Origin of the sequence: Actinophytocola sp. NPDC049390 (genome assembly GCF_044466355.1) — a bacterium.
GTDB lineage: Bacteria > Actinomycetota > Actinomycetes > Mycobacteriales > Pseudonocardiaceae > Actinophytocola.
Genome location: NZ_JBITMQ010000022.1, coordinates 1 through 17,646, shown reverse-complemented (window position 1 = coordinate 17,646; position 17,646 = coordinate 1). Strand labels below are relative to the sequence as shown.

General features: G+C 70.1%; 16 protein-coding genes. 4 read left to right on the top strand and 12 right to left on the bottom strand.

Translation table 11 applies throughout. The features are described from left to right. The first annotated feature begins 5 nt into the window (after positions 1 to 5). Positions 6 to 1,187, top strand: coding sequence for a hypothetical protein (locus ACIBVP_RS41410; protein WP_396112065.1), 1,182 nt, complete (start codon positions 6 to 8; stop codon positions 1,185 to 1,187). Between the two features lie 5 nt (positions 1,188 to 1,192). Here ACIBVP_RS41410 and ACIBVP_RS41405 read toward each other — a convergent pair whose 3' ends face one another. After that, positions 1,193 to 1,771: a DUF1361 domain-containing protein gene (locus tag ACIBVP_RS41405; RefSeq protein ID WP_396112064.1), complete on the bottom strand. Its 579-nt coding sequence runs from the start codon at positions 1,769 to 1,771 to the stop codon at positions 1,193 to 1,195. Between the two features lie 40 nt (positions 1,772 to 1,811). Here ACIBVP_RS41405 and mgrA point away from each other — a divergent pair, with 40 nt between their 5' ends. Next, a complete protein-coding gene (gene mgrA, locus ACIBVP_RS41400) occupies positions 1,812 to 2,855 on the top strand; it encodes an L-glyceraldehyde 3-phosphate reductase (protein ID WP_396112062.1) in 1,044 nt (347 codons plus the stop codon). 1 nt (position 2,856) lies between these two features. Here the strand turns inward: mgrA and ACIBVP_RS41395 are convergent, their stop codons facing one another. From ACIBVP_RS41395 to ACIBVP_RS41345, 11 genes are all read right to left on the bottom strand, one after another. Next, on the bottom strand, positions 2,857 to 3,834 hold the full coding sequence (locus ACIBVP_RS41395) for an o-succinylbenzoate synthase (RefSeq protein ID WP_396112061.1): 978 nt from the start codon (positions 3,832 to 3,834) through the stop codon (positions 2,857 to 2,859). Between the two features lie 12 nt (positions 3,835 to 3,846). Further along, positions 3,847 to 4,326, bottom strand: a complete 480-nt coding sequence (locus ACIBVP_RS41390) for a gluconokinase (RefSeq protein ID WP_396112060.1) — start codon at positions 4,324 to 4,326, stop codon at positions 3,847 to 3,849. Next, positions 4,323 to 5,285 (bottom strand): hypothetical protein, encoded by a 963-nt coding sequence (locus ACIBVP_RS41385; RefSeq protein ID WP_396112059.1) that lies wholly within the window; start codon positions 5,283 to 5,285, stop codon positions 4,323 to 4,325. Before ACIBVP_RS41385 ends, ACIBVP_RS41390 begins: the two co-directional genes overlap by 4 nt. Next, on the bottom strand, positions 5,282 to 5,596 hold the full coding sequence (locus tag ACIBVP_RS41380) for a hypothetical protein (RefSeq protein WP_396112058.1): 315 nt from the start codon (positions 5,594 to 5,596) through the stop codon (positions 5,282 to 5,284). The genes ACIBVP_RS41385 and ACIBVP_RS41380 overlap by 4 nt, the downstream gene beginning before the upstream one ends. Positions 5,597 to 5,607: 11 nt before the next feature. Continuing rightward, complete coding sequence (locus tag ACIBVP_RS41375; RefSeq protein ID WP_396112057.1) at positions 5,608 to 6,081, bottom strand: YbaB/EbfC family nucleoid-associated protein; 474 nt, start codon at positions 6,079 to 6,081, stop codon at positions 5,608 to 5,610. 98 nt (positions 6,082 to 6,179) lie between these two features. Next, a complete protein-coding gene (locus tag ACIBVP_RS41370; protein WP_396112056.1) occupies positions 6,180 to 8,657 on the bottom strand; it encodes a LamG-like jellyroll fold domain-containing protein in 2,478 nt (825 codons plus the stop codon). Between the two features lie 11 nt (positions 8,658 to 8,668). Continuing rightward, positions 8,669 to 9,670 carry an ABC transporter permease gene (locus ACIBVP_RS41365; protein ID WP_396112055.1) on the bottom strand — a complete coding sequence of 334 codons (1,002 nt, stop codon included), beginning with the start codon at positions 9,668 to 9,670 and terminating at the stop codon, positions 8,669 to 8,671. Then, a complete protein-coding gene (locus ACIBVP_RS41360; RefSeq protein ID WP_396112054.1) occupies positions 9,667 to 10,647 on the bottom strand; it encodes an ABC transporter permease in 981 nt (326 codons plus the stop codon). Before ACIBVP_RS41360 ends, ACIBVP_RS41365 begins: the two co-directional genes overlap by 4 nt. Then, entirely contained in the window at positions 10,640 to 12,160 is a 1,521-nt protein-coding gene (locus ACIBVP_RS41355; RefSeq protein WP_396112053.1) for a sugar ABC transporter ATP-binding protein, read from the bottom strand. Before ACIBVP_RS41355 ends, ACIBVP_RS41360 begins: the two co-directional genes overlap by 8 nt. After that, the gene (locus tag ACIBVP_RS41350) at positions 12,160 to 13,242 is read right to left on the bottom strand and encodes an ABC transporter substrate-binding protein (RefSeq protein WP_396112052.1); all 1,083 of its coding nucleotides are present in this window, start codon (positions 13,240 to 13,242) and stop codon (positions 12,160 to 12,162) included. Before ACIBVP_RS41350 ends, ACIBVP_RS41355 begins: the two co-directional genes overlap by 1 nt. A gap of 355 nt (positions 13,243 to 13,597) precedes the next feature. Further along, on the bottom strand, positions 13,598 to 14,380 hold the full coding sequence (locus tag ACIBVP_RS41345; RefSeq protein ID WP_396112051.1) for a DeoR/GlpR family DNA-binding transcription regulator: 783 nt from the start codon (positions 14,378 to 14,380) through the stop codon (positions 13,598 to 13,600). A 186-nt stretch (positions 14,381 to 14,566) separates the two neighbouring features. Between ACIBVP_RS41345 and ACIBVP_RS41340 the strand changes: the two genes are divergently transcribed. Then, positions 14,567 to 16,627 (top strand): PQQ-dependent sugar dehydrogenase, encoded by a 2,061-nt coding sequence (locus ACIBVP_RS41340; RefSeq protein ID WP_396112050.1) that lies wholly within the window; start codon positions 14,567 to 14,569, stop codon positions 16,625 to 16,627. Between the two features lie 5 nt (positions 16,628 to 16,632). Next, complete coding sequence (locus ACIBVP_RS41335) at positions 16,633 to 17,556, top strand: LamG-like jellyroll fold domain-containing protein (RefSeq protein WP_396112049.1); 924 nt, start codon at positions 16,633 to 16,635, stop codon at positions 17,554 to 17,556. Positions 17,557 to 17,646 lie beyond the last annotated feature (90 nt).

Sequence of the window (17,646 nt, the reverse complement as noted above, 5' to 3'; positions counted from 1 at the left end):
TCTGGATGACGCCTCAGCAGATCTACGACGAGCTGACCACCGGGCCGGGGTCGGAGACGCTGCAGACCGCGCAAGGGATCTCCTACGACGAGTCCGCTGCCGAGCATGCTCGGGCTCAGCGGATCCGGCGGCTCATGTCGACCATCGAGAGCGGGTGGCAGGGCAGCGCCGCCGACGGAGCGCAGGGGGCCGCGCGCCCGTTGGCCCAGCACGCCGCCGAAGGCGCGGAGTACCTCTACCTCGCGCAGGACCTGCTCGACCGGCAGGCCGGGTCCTTCCACCGGGCCGCCGCCAGCGTCGAGCCCATGCCGCCCGACCCCGCCGCCGACCTGCTGGAGCAGGTGGTGCCGTTCGAGGTCGACACCGACGCGCAGACCCGCGAGTACCAGCAGAAGGCCCAGCACAACATCAGCGTCTTCGAGGGGTACGACAACGCCAGCAACCACAACGAGACGAACCTGCCCCAGCAGTTCACCAGCACCAACCACAGCGGTGGCGGCATCTCGGTGACGCCCGCCGACACCATCGAGGTCTCCGACGACTCCCCGCGCCGCGAAACCGGCCCCGGCGCGGGACCAGGGCCGGGCAACTACTCCGCCCCCGCCGGAGACGCCACCTGGAACCCGCCGCCGGGATACGAGACCGCGCCCAGTGACGTCCAGCCGGTGCCCGGTCGCGGGCCCGGCTCCTACCCGCTGCCGCCCGCCGCTCAGCTGCCCCCGCCCACCGCGCCGCCCGGCGGCATGCCGATCGTGCCGGTCGGGGGGCCTGGCGGCACCAGCGGGCCAGGCGGTGCCGGGCGCGGCGGCTCTTTCCGAGGTAATCCCGGTAGCACCGCCGGGGGACCCGGTGGCCGGGGTGGTGGCTTCGGCAGTGGTCCAGGAACGGGAGGAGGCACCGCCGGGCCAGGCGGGGTGGGCCGCGGCCCTGGGCTGGCGCCCGGTCTCGGCGCGGGAGCCGGGGCGTTGGCCGCCGACGAGGCGGCGGCTCGGCGTGCTCTCGCGGCCACGGCTCGTGGCGGTGGTCCCGGCGCGTTCGGCGCTCCGCTGGGCGCCGGCCGCAACCAGGACGAGGACGAGGAGCACAAGCGCAAGGTCCTCATCGAAGCCGACCCCGAAAGCACCTTCGGCAGCGACGTCCTGACGGCACCGCAGGTCATCGGCGACGACGAGTACGAGGACGACTGAGTCGGCTAACCGAGGCGTACGGCGCGGTTCATGATCGCGGGCAGTGCCCGGGCCAGGGCCGCGCCGCCCGCGAGGACCGTGAACAGCACGAACAGCACGAACACGGTGCGGGGCTGAGGCACGCGGACCAAGTCGAGCAGACCACCCGGGTTCGTCACCAGGTCCCACGAGTTGAAGCGGAACACCCGCCCCAGCACGATGCCCACCGCGCACAGCGCGTGCAGCGTCAGGTCCGTGAACAGCACGGCCCGACGCGACACGCCGTGGTCGGCGAGCCACCGTTCCAACCGGACCAGCGACAGCACGTACGCCGCGAACCCGATCGCGAACAACGTCAGGTACTGCGCGAGCAGCCCGGCCGCGACCCAGCCGTCGGCGTAGTGCAGGTCGCGCGGCAGGTGCAGCACATCGGTGAGGACGTACGGCGCGTTGGGCAGGAACGCCACGAACACGGCACCGCCGGTGATCAGCAGCCACCGCGGGCGTTCCCGGTGTCCGAAGAGGAACCTCGCGAGCATGAGCGGTACCAGGGCGAGGAACGCGTTCCACGCCATCCATCCAGCGTTCGCCACCAGCGCGGACATAACATCACGGTACCCGCGACTCGCTTCCGAGGAGACCGAAATGAGCATTCCGCCCGCCTACCAGGCAGCGGAGAACCGCTACGACGACGCGATGTCCTACCGGCGCACCGGCGACAGCGGCCTGCGCCTGCCCGCGATCTCGCTCGGGTTGTGGCAGAACTTCGGCACCGAGGTGCCCCTGGAGCAGTGCCGCGCGATCCTGCGCCGCGCGTTCGACCGCGGGGTCACGCACTTCGACCTGGCCAACAACTACGGCCCCCCGTACGGGTCGGCGGAAGCCAACTTCGGCACGCTCATGGCGCAGGACTTCCGCCCGTACCGCGACGAGCTGATCATCTCCACGAAGGCCGGCTACGACATGTGGCCCGGCCCCTACGGCCAGGGCGGCGGCTCCCGCAAGTACGTCCTGGCGAGCCTGGACCAGAGCCTGACCCGCATGGGCCTGGACTATGTCGACATCTTCTACTCGCACCGCTACGACCCCGACACCCCGCTCGAGGAGACCATGGGCGCCCTCGCGTCCGCGGTGCAGCAGGGCAAGGCGCTCTACGTCGGCATCTCCTCCTACTCGCCGGCCAAGACGCGCGAGGCGCACGCCCTGCTCGCCGGCATGGGCGTGCGGCTGCTGATCCACCAGCCGTCGTACTCGATGCTGAACCGCTGGATCGAGCCCGGTCTGCTGGACGCGCTCGGTGAGCTGGGTATCGGCTGCATCGGGTTCTCGCCGCTGGCGCAGGGCATGCTGACCGGCCGCTACCTGAACGGGATCCCCGCCGACTCCCGCGCCGCCCGTGACGGTTCGTTGTCGCAGTCGATGCTGACCGAGGAGAACCTGGGCCGCGTCCGCGCGCTCAACGAGATCGCCGAGTCCCGCGGCCAGTCGCTGGCGCAGCTCGCGCTCGCGTGGACGCTCCGCGACGACCGCATGACGTCCACGCTGATCGGCGCGTCCAGCGTCAAGCAGCTGGACGACAACCTCGGTGCGCTGTCCGGCCTGGAGTTCACCGACTCGGAGTTGGCCGAGATCGACAAGTACGCGGTGGAGAGCGGCATCAACCTGTGGGCCCGCTCCAGCGCGGAATAGCTCACAGCACCCGGCCTTGTTCGACCAGGCGCGCGAGCCGGTCCCGCCACCACTTGACCCGGGCGGGGTCACGCAGCTCGTAGCGGTCGAGCAGGGCCGGGTCGGGCGTCGGGGTGACCGGCGCGACCGGCAGGAACCCGTCCACGGGCGTCAGTGCGCGGGCCGGGCCGACCACGTCGCCGTCGAGCAGTGACAGCGTGCCCAGCCCGCACGCGAAGTCCAGTTCGGGCAGCGCCCCGGCCAGCGCCAACCCGGCACTGAGGCCCACGGAGGTCTCCAGTGCCGACGACACCACGCACGGCAGCCCGCACGCCTCCACGACCCGCAGCGCCCGCCGCACCCCGCCGAGCGGCGTGCACTTGATCACCGCGATGTCGGCGGCCCCGGCGAGCGCGACCTTCAGCGGGTCGTCGGCGCGGCGGATCGACTCGTCGGCGGCGATCCGCACGTCGACCTTCCGCCGCACCAGGGCCAGCTCGTCGACGGTGGCGCAGGGCTGTTCGACGTACTCGAGCCCGCCCGCGGCCCGGTCCAGCACGGGGATCGCACCGACGGCGGCGTCGACGTCCCATGCCCCGTTCGCGTCGACGCGGATCTGCCCGTCCGGCAGCGCGTCCCGCACGGCTTCGAGCCGCGCGACGTCCTCGTCGAGCGACCCGTCCGCGACCTTGACCTTCACGGTCCGGCACCCGGACGCGGTCACCATCTCGTGGGCCCGTTCGGGGCTGACGGCGGGCACGGTGGCGTTGACCGGGATGCGCCCGCGGACCGGGTCCGGCCAGCCCACGGTGCACGCCTCGATGGCGGTCGTCAGCCAGGAGGCGGCCTCGCGGTCGTCGTACTCGGGGAAGGCACAGAAGTCGCCCCACCCGGCGGGCCCTTCGATGAGCATGCCCTCACGCACGTCGATGCCGCGGAACCGCGTCACCATCGGGATCGCGTACACCCGGGCCTGCTCGAAATCGATCATGGTCTTCATCAGACCTCGAAGCTACTCCAGGAACCGGTCCACGATCACATCGACCGGCAACGCGAAGTCCACGACGACGCCCTTCTCGTCGTCCCCGAGCGGTTCGAGGTCGGCGTACTGCGAGTCCACCAGGGACTCCGGCATGAAGTGCCCTTTGCGAGACCCGACGCGCTCGTGCACGGTGGCCTTGTCGCCGTGCAGGTGCAGGAAGGTGATGCCGGGCGCGGCCTCGCGGAGCGTGTCCCGGTAGCCCCGCTTGAGCGCGGAACACGTGACGACCGCGCCGCTGCCGTGCTCGGCGAGCCAGTTCCCGATCGCGAGGAGCCACGGCCGCCGGTCGGCGTCGGTCAACGGCACGCCGGACCGCATCTTGGCCACGTTCTCGGGCGAGTGGAAGTCGTCCGCGTCCGCGAACGGCACCCCCATCCGCTCCGCGAGCGCGACCCCGACGGTGGTCTTCCCGGACCCGGTGACACCCATCACCACTACGAGCGACGTCATTCGTCCAATGTGCCACTCGTGGTCCACCGCGCGCCGGACGGCGGGCCGTGAACGGGCCGTGTCGGCGTCGGCGGCGGGAACGTGGGCGGGGGAGCAGGCTTCCTGCTGCGTTCTTCCACCTCGTGCTGCGCGGCGTCGGCAGCGGACAGCGACTCGCTGTTGTCGGCCGCCTTCGCCATCGACGGCACGTAGCTCTTCAACGCCGCGGCCGCCGTGGCTCTGGTCACCGGGCTGTCGAGGATCGCCGCCAGCTGCCGCAGCTTGCCGAACAGGCCGCCGAGGTCACGGGCGAGCGTGGTGAACAGGTCCGCGATGTTCCTCGCCGCTCGGGCGGACATGATCATCGCGTCCGTCAGCAGCGCGCTCACCGACGCGCCGCACGTGTAGGGCGCGCTCGCCACGGCGATCAAGGCTTTCTTGAGCAGCCACCAGGTCAGCTCGGTGAGGATGTCCCGCATCATGCCGCGGCAGGTGGACACCAGCATGCCCGCGAAGTTCATCGTGTGCCCGAGGCCGAGGCACTGCAGGCTCAGCGTGCGCAGTTCGTCGCCGCGTGGCCCGACCCTGGCCTCGAACGCGACCGCGGACTGGCTCTGCCCGGCCCGGTACGTCTGCACGTCGAGACCGAACGACGTGATCTGCGAGGCGGCCAGGCCGTCGAGGTCCTGTGCTGCCCGGAAGTAGGTCTCCGTCGCGTTCTGCACGGCGCCTGGATCACCGGTCGTCCAGTCGAGGAAGCCGTCGAAGATCGCGAAGTGTTCCCAGATCCAACCGATCACGGAGGTGGCGACGGCCTTGACCGGGTTGTCGATGACACCCAGCAGGTCCAGCGACGCCGCGCCGAGGTTGGCGCCGGAGGACAGCCAGTCGCCGTTCTGTATCGACGAGACGATCTGCGCGGCGCCGTCCGCGAGGCCCGCGCCCGCGTACTGCTGGTCCCCGTTCTCGGTGCTCGTCATCGCGGCTCCCTGTTCGTGAACCGGCTCGCCTGCGTGGTCTCGGTGTCGGTGAAGTCCCGCGCGTTGGCGTCGGCGGTGTCACCGTCCTGGGTCAGTGCGGCCGCGATCGCCCTGGCCTTCGTCACGATCTCGTTCTGGTCCGCGAGGAAGTCGTCGATGTTGCCCGCGTTGATGAGCCCGAGCACGTCCGGGCCGAAGTGAACGCCGTGCACCGCGTCCGCCACGCTCGTCGTGTCGGCGCCACGCTCACGCGCCGCCTTCCCGAACTTGTGCAGTTCCTCGGCGTTGACGTCGATGCCGTCGCCTGGCATGTCCCCTCCTCTCAGCGCAGCAGGCCGCCGCCGTTGTCGGGGCCTGACTGGGGTCTGCCGCCCTTGCGTTTGCGGAGGATCGCGCCGTCCTCGTCCTCGTCGTGGGCGCGGCGGGTGGGGGGCGGTTGGGGTTTCGGCATGAACTGGGTGATGAAGTCCATGGTCTCGGTGCCGCCGAACTGGTCGGTGAGGGACGCGCTGACGCGTTCGGAGACCGTGAGCTGCGCCGCCTGCACGGTCCGCATGACCAGTGGGCCGAGCTTCTCCGGCGGGACCTTCGACGCGGCGGCGGTGAACGTGATGTTCTGCAGCGCGCCCGTCGGCGACAGGGTGACCGTCACTGCGCCGTCCGGGGAGGTGGCCTTCGCCGTCGCGTTGGTCAGTTCCGTGCGTAGCTGGGCGGCCTTGGTCTCCAGGTCCTCCGCCTGCCTGCGCAGCTGCTCGAGTACGGCGTCCGGGTCGAGGCCGTCGAACGGGTTTGCCATGCGTCGGAGGCTAACGCACCAGGTCACGGTGCGTGGCAGGATCGCTACCGGAGGGTCCGCGCCGGCCGCGGTGGGGGCCACGGCCGGCGCGGAGCGAATCACCGTCCGGACGAGTACAGCTGCGTGACCTCGGCGTCGGTCAGCGCCCGGTCGTAGACGTGCACCTGGTCGATGCCGCCACGCCAGAAGTCGACCTGGTTGCCGCCGTACTTGGCGCGCCCGATCACGGTGTTGCCGTTACCGGCCGTGCCGACGCACGCGGACGCCGAGCCCGCGAGCTGGCCGTCCACGTACAGCTTCACGGAACCCGTCGCCACGTCCCGCACACCCACCAGGTGGTACCACTGGCCGGTGTTCGGCGGCGCCGGCGCGAGCGCCCGGACCCCGACGAAGCTGAACGCGAACCGGTTGTCCTGCCCCGAGTACTGCAGGAAGTACGCGCTGTTGGTGTCGCCGTCCTGGCTGACCGCGGTGGCGAACCCGCCGAGGCTGTCCAGCTTCACCCACGCGGCCACCGAGTAGTTGCCGATCGCGGTGTTCACCAGCGACGCGCCGGTGTCCACGTAGGTGTTGGCGCCGTTGAACTGCAGGCCGTTGCCGTTCTTGCCGGTCGTCCACACCGGACCGTTCACCAGCGTCGCGTCCTGGTCGCCGACCTCGTCGGCTGTCGTGGTACCGGTGCCCTCGCTGAACGGGTAGTACGCGATCCCGTCCGCGCCCGGCGTGCCCGGCGGTGGCGGCTCGGCGCCGGCACCTGACCCGTCCGCCTCCCGGATGATCTTCTCGTTGATCGCCCTGACCTGCGCGAAGTCCATCTTCTCCACCTGCCTGTCGTAGGTGAAGAAGCCGTTGACCTCGTGCTCGACGTCGGTGATCTGCGTGTAGATCGCGCCGGAGATGCCGCACCGCTGCGCCGAGGTGAGCACGTCCTCCTGGTTCTCCACGTACCGGCGGGTCAGCGTCGCGGAGTCGGGCGTCATCTCGTACGCGTGGCCCTCGCCGAACCACATGTGGCCGTCGACCTCGAGACCGAAGCCGCCGTGCTCACCGTCGGCCGACACGCGCCGCCCGTCCGGCGACGGGGTCGCCGGGCCCACGTACGCGTGGTGGTCGATCATGTCGCCGCGGCCCGAGTCACCGTGGGAGGCACAGCAGTTCACGCCGCTGTGCGCGTTGACGAGACGGCTCGGGTCCTGCGCCTTCACGTCGTCGGCGATGCGGCCCGTGTCCTGCTGGGACCACTCGCCCCAGCCCTCGTTGAACGGCACCCACACCACGATGGACGTCCAGCTCTTGTGCTGTTCCACCATCGTGCGCAGCTCACGTTCGAACTGGGTGCGCGCGGGGGGCGGCGCCTCCTCGTTCGACGTTTTCATCGACGGCATGTCCTGCCACACCAGCAGACCGAGCTTGTCGGCGTGGTAGTACCAGCGGTCGGGCTCGACCTTGATGTGCTTGCGGACCGTGTTGAAGCCGAGCACCTTGTGCTGCTCCAGGTCGAACTTCAGCGCCGCGTCGGTGGGGGCGGTGTGGATGCCGTCCGGCCAGAAACCCTGGTCCAGTGTGGACATGTGGAAGAGGATCTCGCCGTTCAGCGTCATGCGCAGCTTGCCGTCGGCGCCGGGCTTCGTGCCGATCTCCCGCATGCCGAAGTACGAGCCGACCTCGTCGACCCTCATGCGGCCGTCGTACAGCGTCACCTTGAGGTCGTACAGGAACGGCGAGTCCGGCGACCACAGCTTCGCGTTCGGCACCGGCACCTTCAGCTCCTGGTTCGCCGGCCCGCGGACCCGACCGACGACCTGGCCCTTGTCGTACGCGACGGCCTCGACCGTGCCCTCGATGTTCGAGCGCGCGGTCAGCCGCAGCGTGCTGTCGGCGAGCTTCGGCGTCATGTCGAGCTTGGTGACGTGCCGGGACCGCACGGGTTCCAGCCACACCGTCTGCCAGATACCCGAGCTGCCGGTGTAGAAGATGCCGCGGTCGGGCACCTGCCGCTGCTTGCCGACCGGCTGCCACGTCCGGTCGGTGAGGTCCTCGACACCGACCACGATCTCCTGGCTGCCGCGGGACCTCAGCGCGGACGTGATGTCCACGGAGAACGAGTCGTAGCCACCGCGGTGCGTGGTGACCTGCTTGCCGTTGACCCACACCCGCGTGTCGTAGTCGACCGCGCCGAAGTTCAGGATCAGCCGCTGCCCATGCCATTTCGCCGGCACGTCGAACGTGCGGCGGTACCACATGCGTTCCTCGGTGCGCTGGATGCCGGACAGCGCCGACTCCACCGGGTAGGGCACCAGGATGCGTTCGTCGAGTGACTCGCCGATCGGCGGTGCCTCACCCTCGGCGGCACCGGCGAACTCCCAGACACCGTTGAGGTTCTTCCACTCCGGACGGGTCAGCTGGGGACGGGGGTATTCGGGCAGGGCGTTGTCGGGACCGACGAGGTGGGTCCACGGGGTCGTGAGGGGCGGGGTTCCTGGCTGCCACACGGGGTCCGCGGCCGCGGGCAGCGCTGGGGCCAGCGCAGCCGCGACCAAGGACGCCGCCACGAGGGCGAGCGCTCTTCGAGACACGGATGACCTCCTTATCTTGACGCGCGGGACAGATATGCCTGTACGGCGACGACGACGGCGAGGAACGCGCCGCTCACCACCGACTGGTAGTGGGAGGAAAGGGTGCCGATCTGGTTGATGACGTTCTGGATGACGCGCAGCAGCAGGACACCGGCGAGGGTGCCCGCGACGGTGCCCGCGCCGCCGGTCAGCAGCGTGCCGCCGATGACGACGGCCGCGATCGCGTCCAGTTCGAGGCCCTCGCCGACGATCGTGACGCCGGACGCGGAGTAGGCGGCGGCCAGCGCGCCCGCGAGACCCGCGCACACCCCGCTGCCCAGGTACAGCAGCATCGTGTTGCGGGCGACGGGGAGACCCATGAGCGTGGCGGCCTCACGGCTGCCGCCGATCGCGAACGTCGCGTGGCCGAACCTGGTGCGCTGCAACACGAGCATCCCGATCGCGAACAGCACGACGGTGATCCACACCGGGATGCCCAGCCCGAGGAACGTGCCCTGGCCGATCTTCGTCAGCCAGTCCTCGCGCGGCATCAGCCGGGTCTCCGAGCCCTCGTCGGTGATCGCGAGCAGCAGGCCGCGCGCGCCGAGCAGCGTGGCGAGGGTGACGATGAACGGCGCGAGCCGCCCGTACGCCACGAGCCAGCCGTTGAGCAGCCCGATCGCGCCGCACACCACCAGCGGCAGGAGCAACCCGACGAGGCTGCCCCACTGGATGCCGTACGCGGCGAGCACGCCGCCGAGCGCGTACACCGAGCCCACGGACAGGTCGATGCCGCCGGAGATGATCACGAACGTCATGCCCAGCGCGACGATCGCGAGGAAGGAGCTCTGCATCGCGATGTTCTGGGCGTTGCCGAGGGTGGCGAACGAGTCGAACGAGAACGACGCGATCAGCACCACGAGTGCCAGCACCACGATCGACCCGCGGCGCTGCACGAGGCTCGCGACGCGTTCCCGCCTGGTCGTCCGGTTGGTCGCGACGGACTCGGCCACCGGTGCCTCAGTGGTCGTCATGATCCACCACCCGATCGGGAGCGCTGCAGGTAGACCGCGACGACGATGATCGCGGCCTGCACGATCTGCGCGGTCGAGTCGGGCAGGTCGTGCTTGATCAGCGTCGCTGTGATCATCTGCATCAGCACCGCGCCCGCGACCGTGCCGAGGATCCGCACCCGGCCGCCGGACAGCGGCGTGCCGCCGACCACGACCGCGGTGATCGCGGACAGCTCGAACAGGTTGCCGATCGCGGACGGGTCGGACGCGGTGAGCCGGGCCGTCGCCAGCACACCGGCGACGGCCGCGAGCACGCCGGCGATCACGTACGTCAGCATCAGCACGCGCCGCACGGGCAGGCCGGCCAGCTCGCTGGCCGACCGGTTGCCGCCGATCGCGACCAGCTGGCGGCCGAACGTGGTGTACCGGACGAGCAGCCACACCAACACGGCCAGCGCGGCGGCGATCAGCACGACGTACGGGACGCCGAGCGCCTTGCCCGCGCCCAGTTCCAGCAGCTCGGGGTTGCGGATGTCCTTGAGCTGGCCGTCGGCGAACACCAGCGCGAGCCCGCGCCCGCCGACCAGCAGCGCGAGCGTCGCGACGATCGGCTGGATGCCGACGACCGCGACGAGCGTCCCGTTCGCCATCCCGCACACCGCACCCGCCACCAGGGCGAGCGCGATCGCCGGGACGAGCCCGTACCCCAGGTAGAGCGGCAGGATCGCGGCGGCGATCGCCATGACCGAGCCCACCGACAGGTCCACGCCCTCGGTGCCGATCACGAGCGCCATGCCGAGTGCGACGATGAGTACGGGCGCGACCTGCACGAGCTGCGTGTTCAGGTTCGCGACGGTCGCGAAGTTGTCCGTGAACACCAGGTTGTAGACCACGAGCACGGCGATCGCGACGTAGACGCCGTTGTCCCGCAACCAGATCCGCGTGTCCTTCTTCTTCGCGGACGGTGCCCGCGGGTCTGTCGTCGTCGTGTCAGTCATCGGCGGGCTCCTCCGCGAGCGCGGACAGCAGCGCGGCCTCGTTGACGTCCGCGCCGTGCAGTTCGGTGACCACGCGGCCCTCCCGCAACACGACGATCGAGTCGGAACCCTCGATCACCTCGTCGAACTCCGACGAGATCAGCACCACGCCGAGCCCCTCGGCGGCCAGTTCGTCGACCAGCCCCTGTACCTCGGCCTTCGCGCCGACGTCGATGCCGCGCGTCGGTTCGTCGAGCAGCAGCACCTTCGGTTCCGTGCACAACAGCCGGGCCAGCAGCACCTTCTGCTGGTTGCCGCCGGACAGGTCGCCGACCCGCTGGTCCGGGCTGGACGCCTTGATGCGCAGGCGTTTCATGAACGTGTCCACGATCGCGTCCTGCCGCCTGCGCGACACGACACCCGTGCGGGACAGGCGGGGGAGCGCCGCGAGCACGATGTTCTCCCGCACGGACAGGTCGGGCAGGATGCCGTCGGCCTTGCGGTCCTCCGGCAGCATCACGACCCCGGCCCGCATCGCCGCGGCGACCGAACCGGTGCGCAAACGCTTGCCTGCCACGGTGATCTCGCCGCCGTCGAGCGGCAGCGCCCCGGCGATCGCCATCGCGGTCTCGCTGCGGCCCGCGCCGAGAAGGCCGCCGAGCCCGACGATCTCGCCGGGGCGGACGGTGACGTCCACGCCGTCGAGGCGGTGCTTGGCGGTCAGCCCGGTCGCGGCGAGCACGGGGCCGGTGGTGGCCGCGGTGTGCTCGCCCTCGAACTTCGTCGCGCCCTCGCGCCGGACCTCCTCCAGGTCGCGGCCGAGCATGAGCGCGACCAGCCGCAGGCGCGGCAGGTCCGCCATCGGTCCGGTGTGGACGCGTCGGCCGTCACGCAGGACGGTGACGCGGTCGCAGATCCGGTACAGCTCGTCGAGCCGGTGGCTCACGTACAGCACCGCGACCCCGTCGGCCTTGAGCGCCTCGACGATCCCGAAGAGCGTGTCGACCTCACGGGGTTCGAGTGAGGAGGTCGGCTCGTCGAGGATCACGACCCGCGCCTTCGTGGCCGCCGCACGCGCGACGGCCACCATCTGCTGCACACCCATCCCCAGTGTCCTGAGTGGACGGCTGACGTCGACGTCGATGCCGTAGGAGGACAGCAGCCGCCGCGCCTGGTCGCGCATGGCGCGGAAGTCCACGAGCCCGAACCGGGTCCTGGGTTCGCGCCCGAGGAACAGGTTGCTCGCGACCGACTGCAGCGGTACCAGGTTGACCTCCTGGTACACGGTCGCGATGCCGGCGTCCTGGGCCGCCATGGGCGAGCCGAAGGAAACCGGCTCGCCCAGGTAGGTCAGCGTGCCGCCGTCCGGGGTGTACACGCCGGTCAGCACCTTGATCAGCGTCGACTTCCCGGCGCCGTTCTCGCCGACCAGCGCGTGCACCTCGCCGGGCGCCAGTTCGAGGTCGACCTCGGACAGCGCGACGACGCCGGGAAACCGCTTGCCGACCGCTGTCGCGGACAGTACGGGCGCCATCAGTACGCGTTCGAGACCTCGGCGGCGGCGTTGTCCTTGCCGTACAGCTTGTCGCTGATGACGACGTTCTGGGACACGGCCTCGCCGTTGAGGAACTTCTGCAGGGTCTCGAAGGCCAGCGGGCCGAAGCGCGGGTTGGACTCGACGACCGCGTACATCTCGCCGTCGACGATCTTCTGCACGGCGTTGCGGGTGCCGTCGATCGAGACGACGTGGATGTCGGTGCCGGGCGTCTTGCCCGCGGACTTCAGCGCCACCAGCGCGCCGAGCGCCATCTCGTCGTTCTCGGCGTAGACACCGGTCAGGTCGGGCTGGGCCTGGATCAGCTGTTCCATGACCTGCTGACCCTTGTCGCGGGCGAAGTCACCGGTCTGCTGGGCGGCGATCTCGATGTCCGGCGCGATGCTCTTCAGTTCGTCGACGAAGCCGTTGGTGCGGTCGGTGGTGACGTTGTTGCCGGACGACCCGAGCAGGATCGCGACCTTGCCCTTGTTGCCCATGGCCTTCGCCATCTCCTGGGCCGCGCGCTTGCCCTGCTCGACGAAGTTGGAGCCGAGGAAGGCGACGTAGTCCTTGCAGGGCTCGGAGTTGACCTTCCGGTCGATGGTCAGCACGGGGATGTTCTTGTCCCGTGCCGCCTGCAGCGCGGGCTCGAGCCCGTCGGAGTTCAGCGGCGCCACGATCAGGGCCTGCGCACCCTTGTTGATCATGTCCTGGATGTCGGAGATCTGCTTCGACAGCTGCGAGTTCGCGTTGGTGGTCAGCAGTTGCTTGACCCCCAGCTTCTGCGCCTCGTCCTTGATCGACTGCGTCTCCGCGATCCGGAACGGGTTGGCTTCCTTCTCCGACTGCGAGAACCCGACGATCGCGTTCTTGAGGTCGAGCTTCTCGCCGCCGTACTGCTCGAGTGAGCAGGTGGGGCCGCTGTCGCTGCCTTCCTGCGCGACCTGTGCACCGCCCGTGCCTTGTGTGCTGCCTCCGCCGGAGTCCTCCGACTTGGTGCAGCCGGCAAGCGTGAGAGCCGCGGCCAACGCGGCGATGCCGGCGAGACGAACAGGGCGAAGTGAACGGGATGCCGCCATTGGCACTCTCCTGGCCGATCAGAGGTCGCGCCCTAGCCGGCGACCTAGCCGATCAAATTCAGTCACAACCGAAACTTATCTGTCAAGACTTCGCAAAGCCGCGCAGTTTGTCCACAGCCCGAACATTTGTCCACAGGCAAGATCAACATCGCCCCCACTGTCGGCAGGCACCGGTAGACTGGCCAGCGGGGAGCCCCCGGGAGTGGTGGGGGCCGTCGTTACGTCCTGGGGGCGGGCGTTACAGCGATTTCGGGTGAACTTGGCTGTGTTGGCCGGGTTTCGGCAGGTGACCGATCGGTCGTGGGCCGGCGCCCGCATCACACGGGCGGTCGGGCGGTCAGGGGGTCGCGCCTCCCTACGAGGCGTTCGCCGCTGTCGCCGCCACGTGGACCGTGATGCCCAGTTCCCGCAGCGCGTCCAGTTCCGCCGGGTCCGACGCGTCGTCCGTGACCACGTGCTGGATGTCCTCCGGAGCCACCGTCTGCAACAGCGCTTCCGTGCCGATCTTCGTGTGGTCCGCCAGCACGACCACCTCGTCCGCCGCCGCGGCCAGCGCCCGGTCCACGCCCGCCACGGTCAGGTTCGGGGTCGACAACCCGCGCGCCGCCGTGAGGCCGTTGCCCGAGATGAACGCCCGCGTGCCCTGCACCGTCGCCAGCGCCTGCTCCGTCGTGCCGCCCACCAACGCGTGGATCGACCCCCGCAGCGAACCGCCCGTCACCACCACGTCCACGCCTCGCGCGCCCGCCAGACCCGTCGCCACCAACAGCGAGTTGGTCACCACCGTCAACTCGTTGTGCCTGGTCAGCCTGGCCGCGAACGCTTGCGTCGTCGTGCCCGCGCCGACCACGATCGCGTCGCCGTCGCTCACCAGCTCCGCTGCCATCGCGGCGATCGCGGCCTTCGCGTCGGCCGCGACCAGCGCTTTCTCCGAGTACGTCGGCTCGTGGGACAGGCCGCCCGGTAACGCCGCGCCGCCGTGGTGCCGGTCGAGCAGGCCCTGTGCGGCCAGTGCGCGCAGATCCCTGCGCACCGTGACTTCTGACGTCTCGACCTGCCGCGCCAGCTCACGCAGGGAGATGGCCCCGCTTGACCGGACGAGGTCGAGGATGCGCTGGCGACGTTCGGCGGCGAACACGGGACGAATCTAACCCGAAACCGCCCCGAGGCTGATCGAACCTGTCCGAAATTGACCGATCGGGGACGTGCGCGATCGGGGACAGCGGAGCCTTGCGTGCGGGCGGAATCCGTCGGTAGGGTCAGGAAAGCGCTTGCCGGAAAGCGCTTTCCCGACCACGTCGAACCCACACGGAAGTGGGCGGATATGTCGAATCCCAGACGGTGGCTGGTGGCGATCGCCGGTGTGGTGGTCGCGGCCGGCCTTGCGGTGCCACCCATCGCGGCGGCACAGGCCGACGAACCCATCCAAGACCCCCTGCCGGATCCCGTCCCCTCGAACCTCGGGCTCACGGTCGCCGAGTTCGCGCAGCTGCCCCAGTCCCAGCTGACGCCACCGCCGCCGGACCCGCCGCCGGACCCGCGCCTCATCCGGCACAACCGGATCAACTTCCTCGGCGAGGTGCCGGACGGCTCCGGCCGCCTGTACGTGCCCGACCTCAACGGCACCATGTACCTGCTGGACCACGGCACCCAGCACGTCTACCTCGACATCAAGGCGCGGTTCCCGGACTTCTTCTCCGGTCGCGGCCTCGGCAGCGGCTCCGGGTTCATCACCTTCCACCCGGACTTCGAGCGCAACGGCAAGTTCTACACGGTGCACACCGAGAACGGAGCCGGGCTCACCAAGCCGACGACCTGGCCGTCGCACTCCGCGACGCCGTTCCTGCACTCCATCGTCACCGAATGGACCGCGACCGACCCGTCGGCCGACACGTTCTCCGGCACCCACCGCCAGATCATGCGCATCGCGGAGGCCCGCCAGGTCCACGCCATCCAGCAGATCGACTTCAACCCGTACGCACGGCCGGGAAGCCGTGACCACGGCGTGCTCTACATCGCCTCCGGCGACGGCGGCCAGGGCGCGTCGACGACCGAACCGCTGCTGCGCACCAACCCGTACGGCAAGATCCTGCGGATCAACCCGGCGGGCACGAACGGCACCGGCGGCCAGTTCGGCATCCCACGCGACAACCCGTACGCGGGTCAGGCCGGGGTGGTGCAGGAGATCTACGCCAGCGGCATGCGTGACCCGCACCGTTTCAGCTGGGACCGGGCGACCGGCCGGATGTACCTCGGCCACATCGGTGAGCACCGCGTCGAGGCGGTGTACGAGGTGAAGGCAGGCGACAACTACGGCTGGAGCGACCGCGAAGGGCCGTTCCTCTACAAGCGCAACGATCCGCAGTGCTCCGTGTACCCGCTACCGGCGGACGACGAGCAGTACGGCTACACCTACCCGGTCGCCGCGTTCGACCACAACCCGCCGCCGGGGCACCCGCTGTGCTCCGACTCGGGCCACGCGATCAGCGGTGGATTCGTCTACCGCGGCGGCATCCCCGAACTGCGCGGGAAGTACGTGTTCACCGACCTCGTCGACGGCCGGATCTTCTACACCGAGGCGAGCGAGATGCGCCGCGGCAGGCCGATGGCGACGATCCACGAGTTCCAGGTCTACGCGAACGGCCAGCGGACCGACTTCCGGCAGCTCGTCGGCCACACGCGCGTCGACCTGCGGTTCGGCCAGGACCGGCGCGGCGAGCTGTACCTCGTCGCGAAGGCCGACGGCAAGGTCTACAAGGTGACCGGCACCCAGCGGTTCGCGAGCTGCGCGACCGGACACACCCGGGTCAGCGGTTCCGGTGGCGCCGACTCGTGGGCGCCGGTGACCCCGGACAAGTGGCGGTTCCGCGGTGACGACGTGATCCTGGCCGAGGCGGGCGCGGCCCGGCCGGGACCGCGCAGGCCGTTCGAGTACGCGGTGCTGGACAAGGGCCCGGAGTTCGGCAACGTCCGCATCGACTCGCAGGTCCGGCTGGACACGCCGGTCGAGGTGACGAACCGCGACGTGATCGTCGTGTTCGGGTACCGCTCGGACACGGAGTTCTACTACGCGCACCTGTCGACCGACAACACGATCTACCCGCACAACGGGATCTTCGTGGTGAACAACGCCGACCGGCTGCGGATCGACGACCAGTGGAGCGAGGTCATGTCGCGCGGTGCGCCGCCCGCGGTCACCGACGCGGCCTGGCACGACGTGAGCGTCACCCACTGCGCGGACAGCGGCGAGATCGCGGTCCGGGTGGACGGGAAGCTGCTCATGACGGCCGTCGACCGCACCTTCGACGCGGGCCGGACCGGGTTCGGGTCGTTCGACAACGTCGGCCGGGCACGGGACTTCCGCGTCATCGGCTCGGCGGCGTGACCGCCATGCGCCGACTGTTGATCGGACTGTCGTGCGTCGCGATGGCCGCGACGCTGTCCGGCACGGTGCCCGCCTCCGCCACCTCCGCGGGGTCGGGTCACCGCCCGGGCGTGGTCCCGTCGCTCGCGGGGAACCTGGTGGCCTACTACGACTTCGAGCACCCGGCGTCGGGTGGCGCGGTCGAGCGGGACCGTGGCCGGTCGGGCACGGACCTGTGGCTGGTCAACGGCGCGCCGCGGGTGTGGGACGGGTTCCGGCACGCTCTGCAGACCGGGCAGAACTCCGACGTCGCGAGCAATGACGACTGGAAGGCGGGCGTGTACTCGCCGACCGGGGTGCCGTCGCTGCGCGCGTTCAACGCGGCCCGCGAGATCACGGTGATGGGCTGGTTCAAGACGACCGGGGTCAACCCGAGCCCGAACACGGTGACCGCGGACCCGGCCGACCGCTACAACGCGATCGGGCTGGCGGGTGTGCTCACCGGTGACTCCGACGGGCACGCGGTGCGCGCGCTGCTCGAGGTCATCAACGTGAACGGCGAGCTGAAGGTGGTCGCGCTGGGCAGGCGGGTGGACGGCGGTTCGTCGCAGACGTTCGCGGCGTCGGCGCCGTGGCAGGAGATCCTGCCGCCAGGTCAGTGGGTGCACCTGGCGGCGACGTTCGACTACGACACGGGCGAGATGGCGCTGTACCGCAACGGCCGCGCGCTCGACGGCTTCTACACGGTCACCGGCGACCCGTGGCTGGTCGAAGGCGACCCGGAACCGGACCTGACGACGGCGAACGACCCGCGCGGCATCAAGATCGGCGGCAGCTTCCCGCAGAACACCGTCGAACGAAACCCGTGCAACTGCCGCATGGACGAACTGATCTTCCTGAACCGAGCGGCAACCCCACAGGAAATAACCCAACAGTCCCACCGCCACTAACCCCAATGCCGGGAAGTTAGGGCTTATGGGGCGCGTGTCAACTCGGTGATGATCGTGATGGTGATCTTTGCTTGGTAGTTGGTGCGGTCG

Bases quoted from the DNA above. Each gene is read 5' to 3' on its own strand.
- ACIBVP_RS41410 (WP_396112065.1), top strand. From the start codon at position 6: ATGACGCCTCAGCAGATCTACGACGAGCTGACCACCGGGCCGGGGTCG.
- ACIBVP_RS41405 (WP_396112064.1), bottom strand. From the start codon at position 1,771: ATGTCCGCGCTGGTGGCGAACGCTGGATGGATGGCGTGGAACGCGTTC.
- mgrA (WP_396112062.1), top strand. From the start codon at position 1,812: ATGAGCATTCCGCCCGCCTACCAGGCAGCGGAGAACCGCTACGACGAC.
- ACIBVP_RS41395 (WP_396112061.1), bottom strand. From the start codon at position 3,834: ATGAAGACCATGATCGATTTCGAGCAGGCCCGGGTGTACGCGATCCCG.
- ACIBVP_RS41390 (WP_396112060.1), bottom strand. From the start codon at position 4,326: ATGACGTCGCTCGTAGTGGTGATGGGTGTCACCGGGTCCGGGAAGACC.
- ACIBVP_RS41385 (WP_396112059.1), bottom strand. From the start codon at position 5,285: ATGACGAGCACCGAGAACGGGGACCAGCAGTACGCGGGCGCGGGCCTC.
- ACIBVP_RS41380 (WP_396112058.1), bottom strand. From the start codon at position 5,596: ATGCCAGGCGACGGCATCGACGTCAACGCCGAGGAACTGCACAAGTTC.
- ACIBVP_RS41375 (WP_396112057.1), bottom strand. From the start codon at position 6,081: ATGGCAAACCCGTTCGACGGCCTCGACCCGGACGCCGTACTCGAGCAG.
- ACIBVP_RS41365 (WP_396112055.1), bottom strand. From the start codon at position 9,670: ATGACGACCACTGAGGCACCGGTGGCCGAGTCCGTCGCGACCAACCGG.
- ACIBVP_RS41360 (WP_396112054.1), bottom strand. From the start codon at position 10,647: ATGACTGACACGACGACGACAGACCCGCGGGCACCGTCCGCGAAGAAG.
- ACIBVP_RS41355 (WP_396112053.1), bottom strand. From the start codon at position 12,160: ATGGCGCCCGTACTGTCCGCGACAGCGGTCGGCAAGCGGTTTCCCGGC.
- ACIBVP_RS41350 (WP_396112052.1), bottom strand. From the start codon at position 13,242: ATGGCGGCATCCCGTTCACTTCGCCCTGTTCGTCTCGCCGGCATCGCC.
- ACIBVP_RS41340 (WP_396112050.1), top strand. From the start codon at position 14,567: ATGTCGAATCCCAGACGGTGGCTGGTGGCGATCGCCGGTGTGGTGGTC.
- ACIBVP_RS41335 (WP_396112049.1), top strand. From the start codon at position 16,633: ATGCGCCGACTGTTGATCGGACTGTCGTGCGTCGCGATGGCCGCGACG.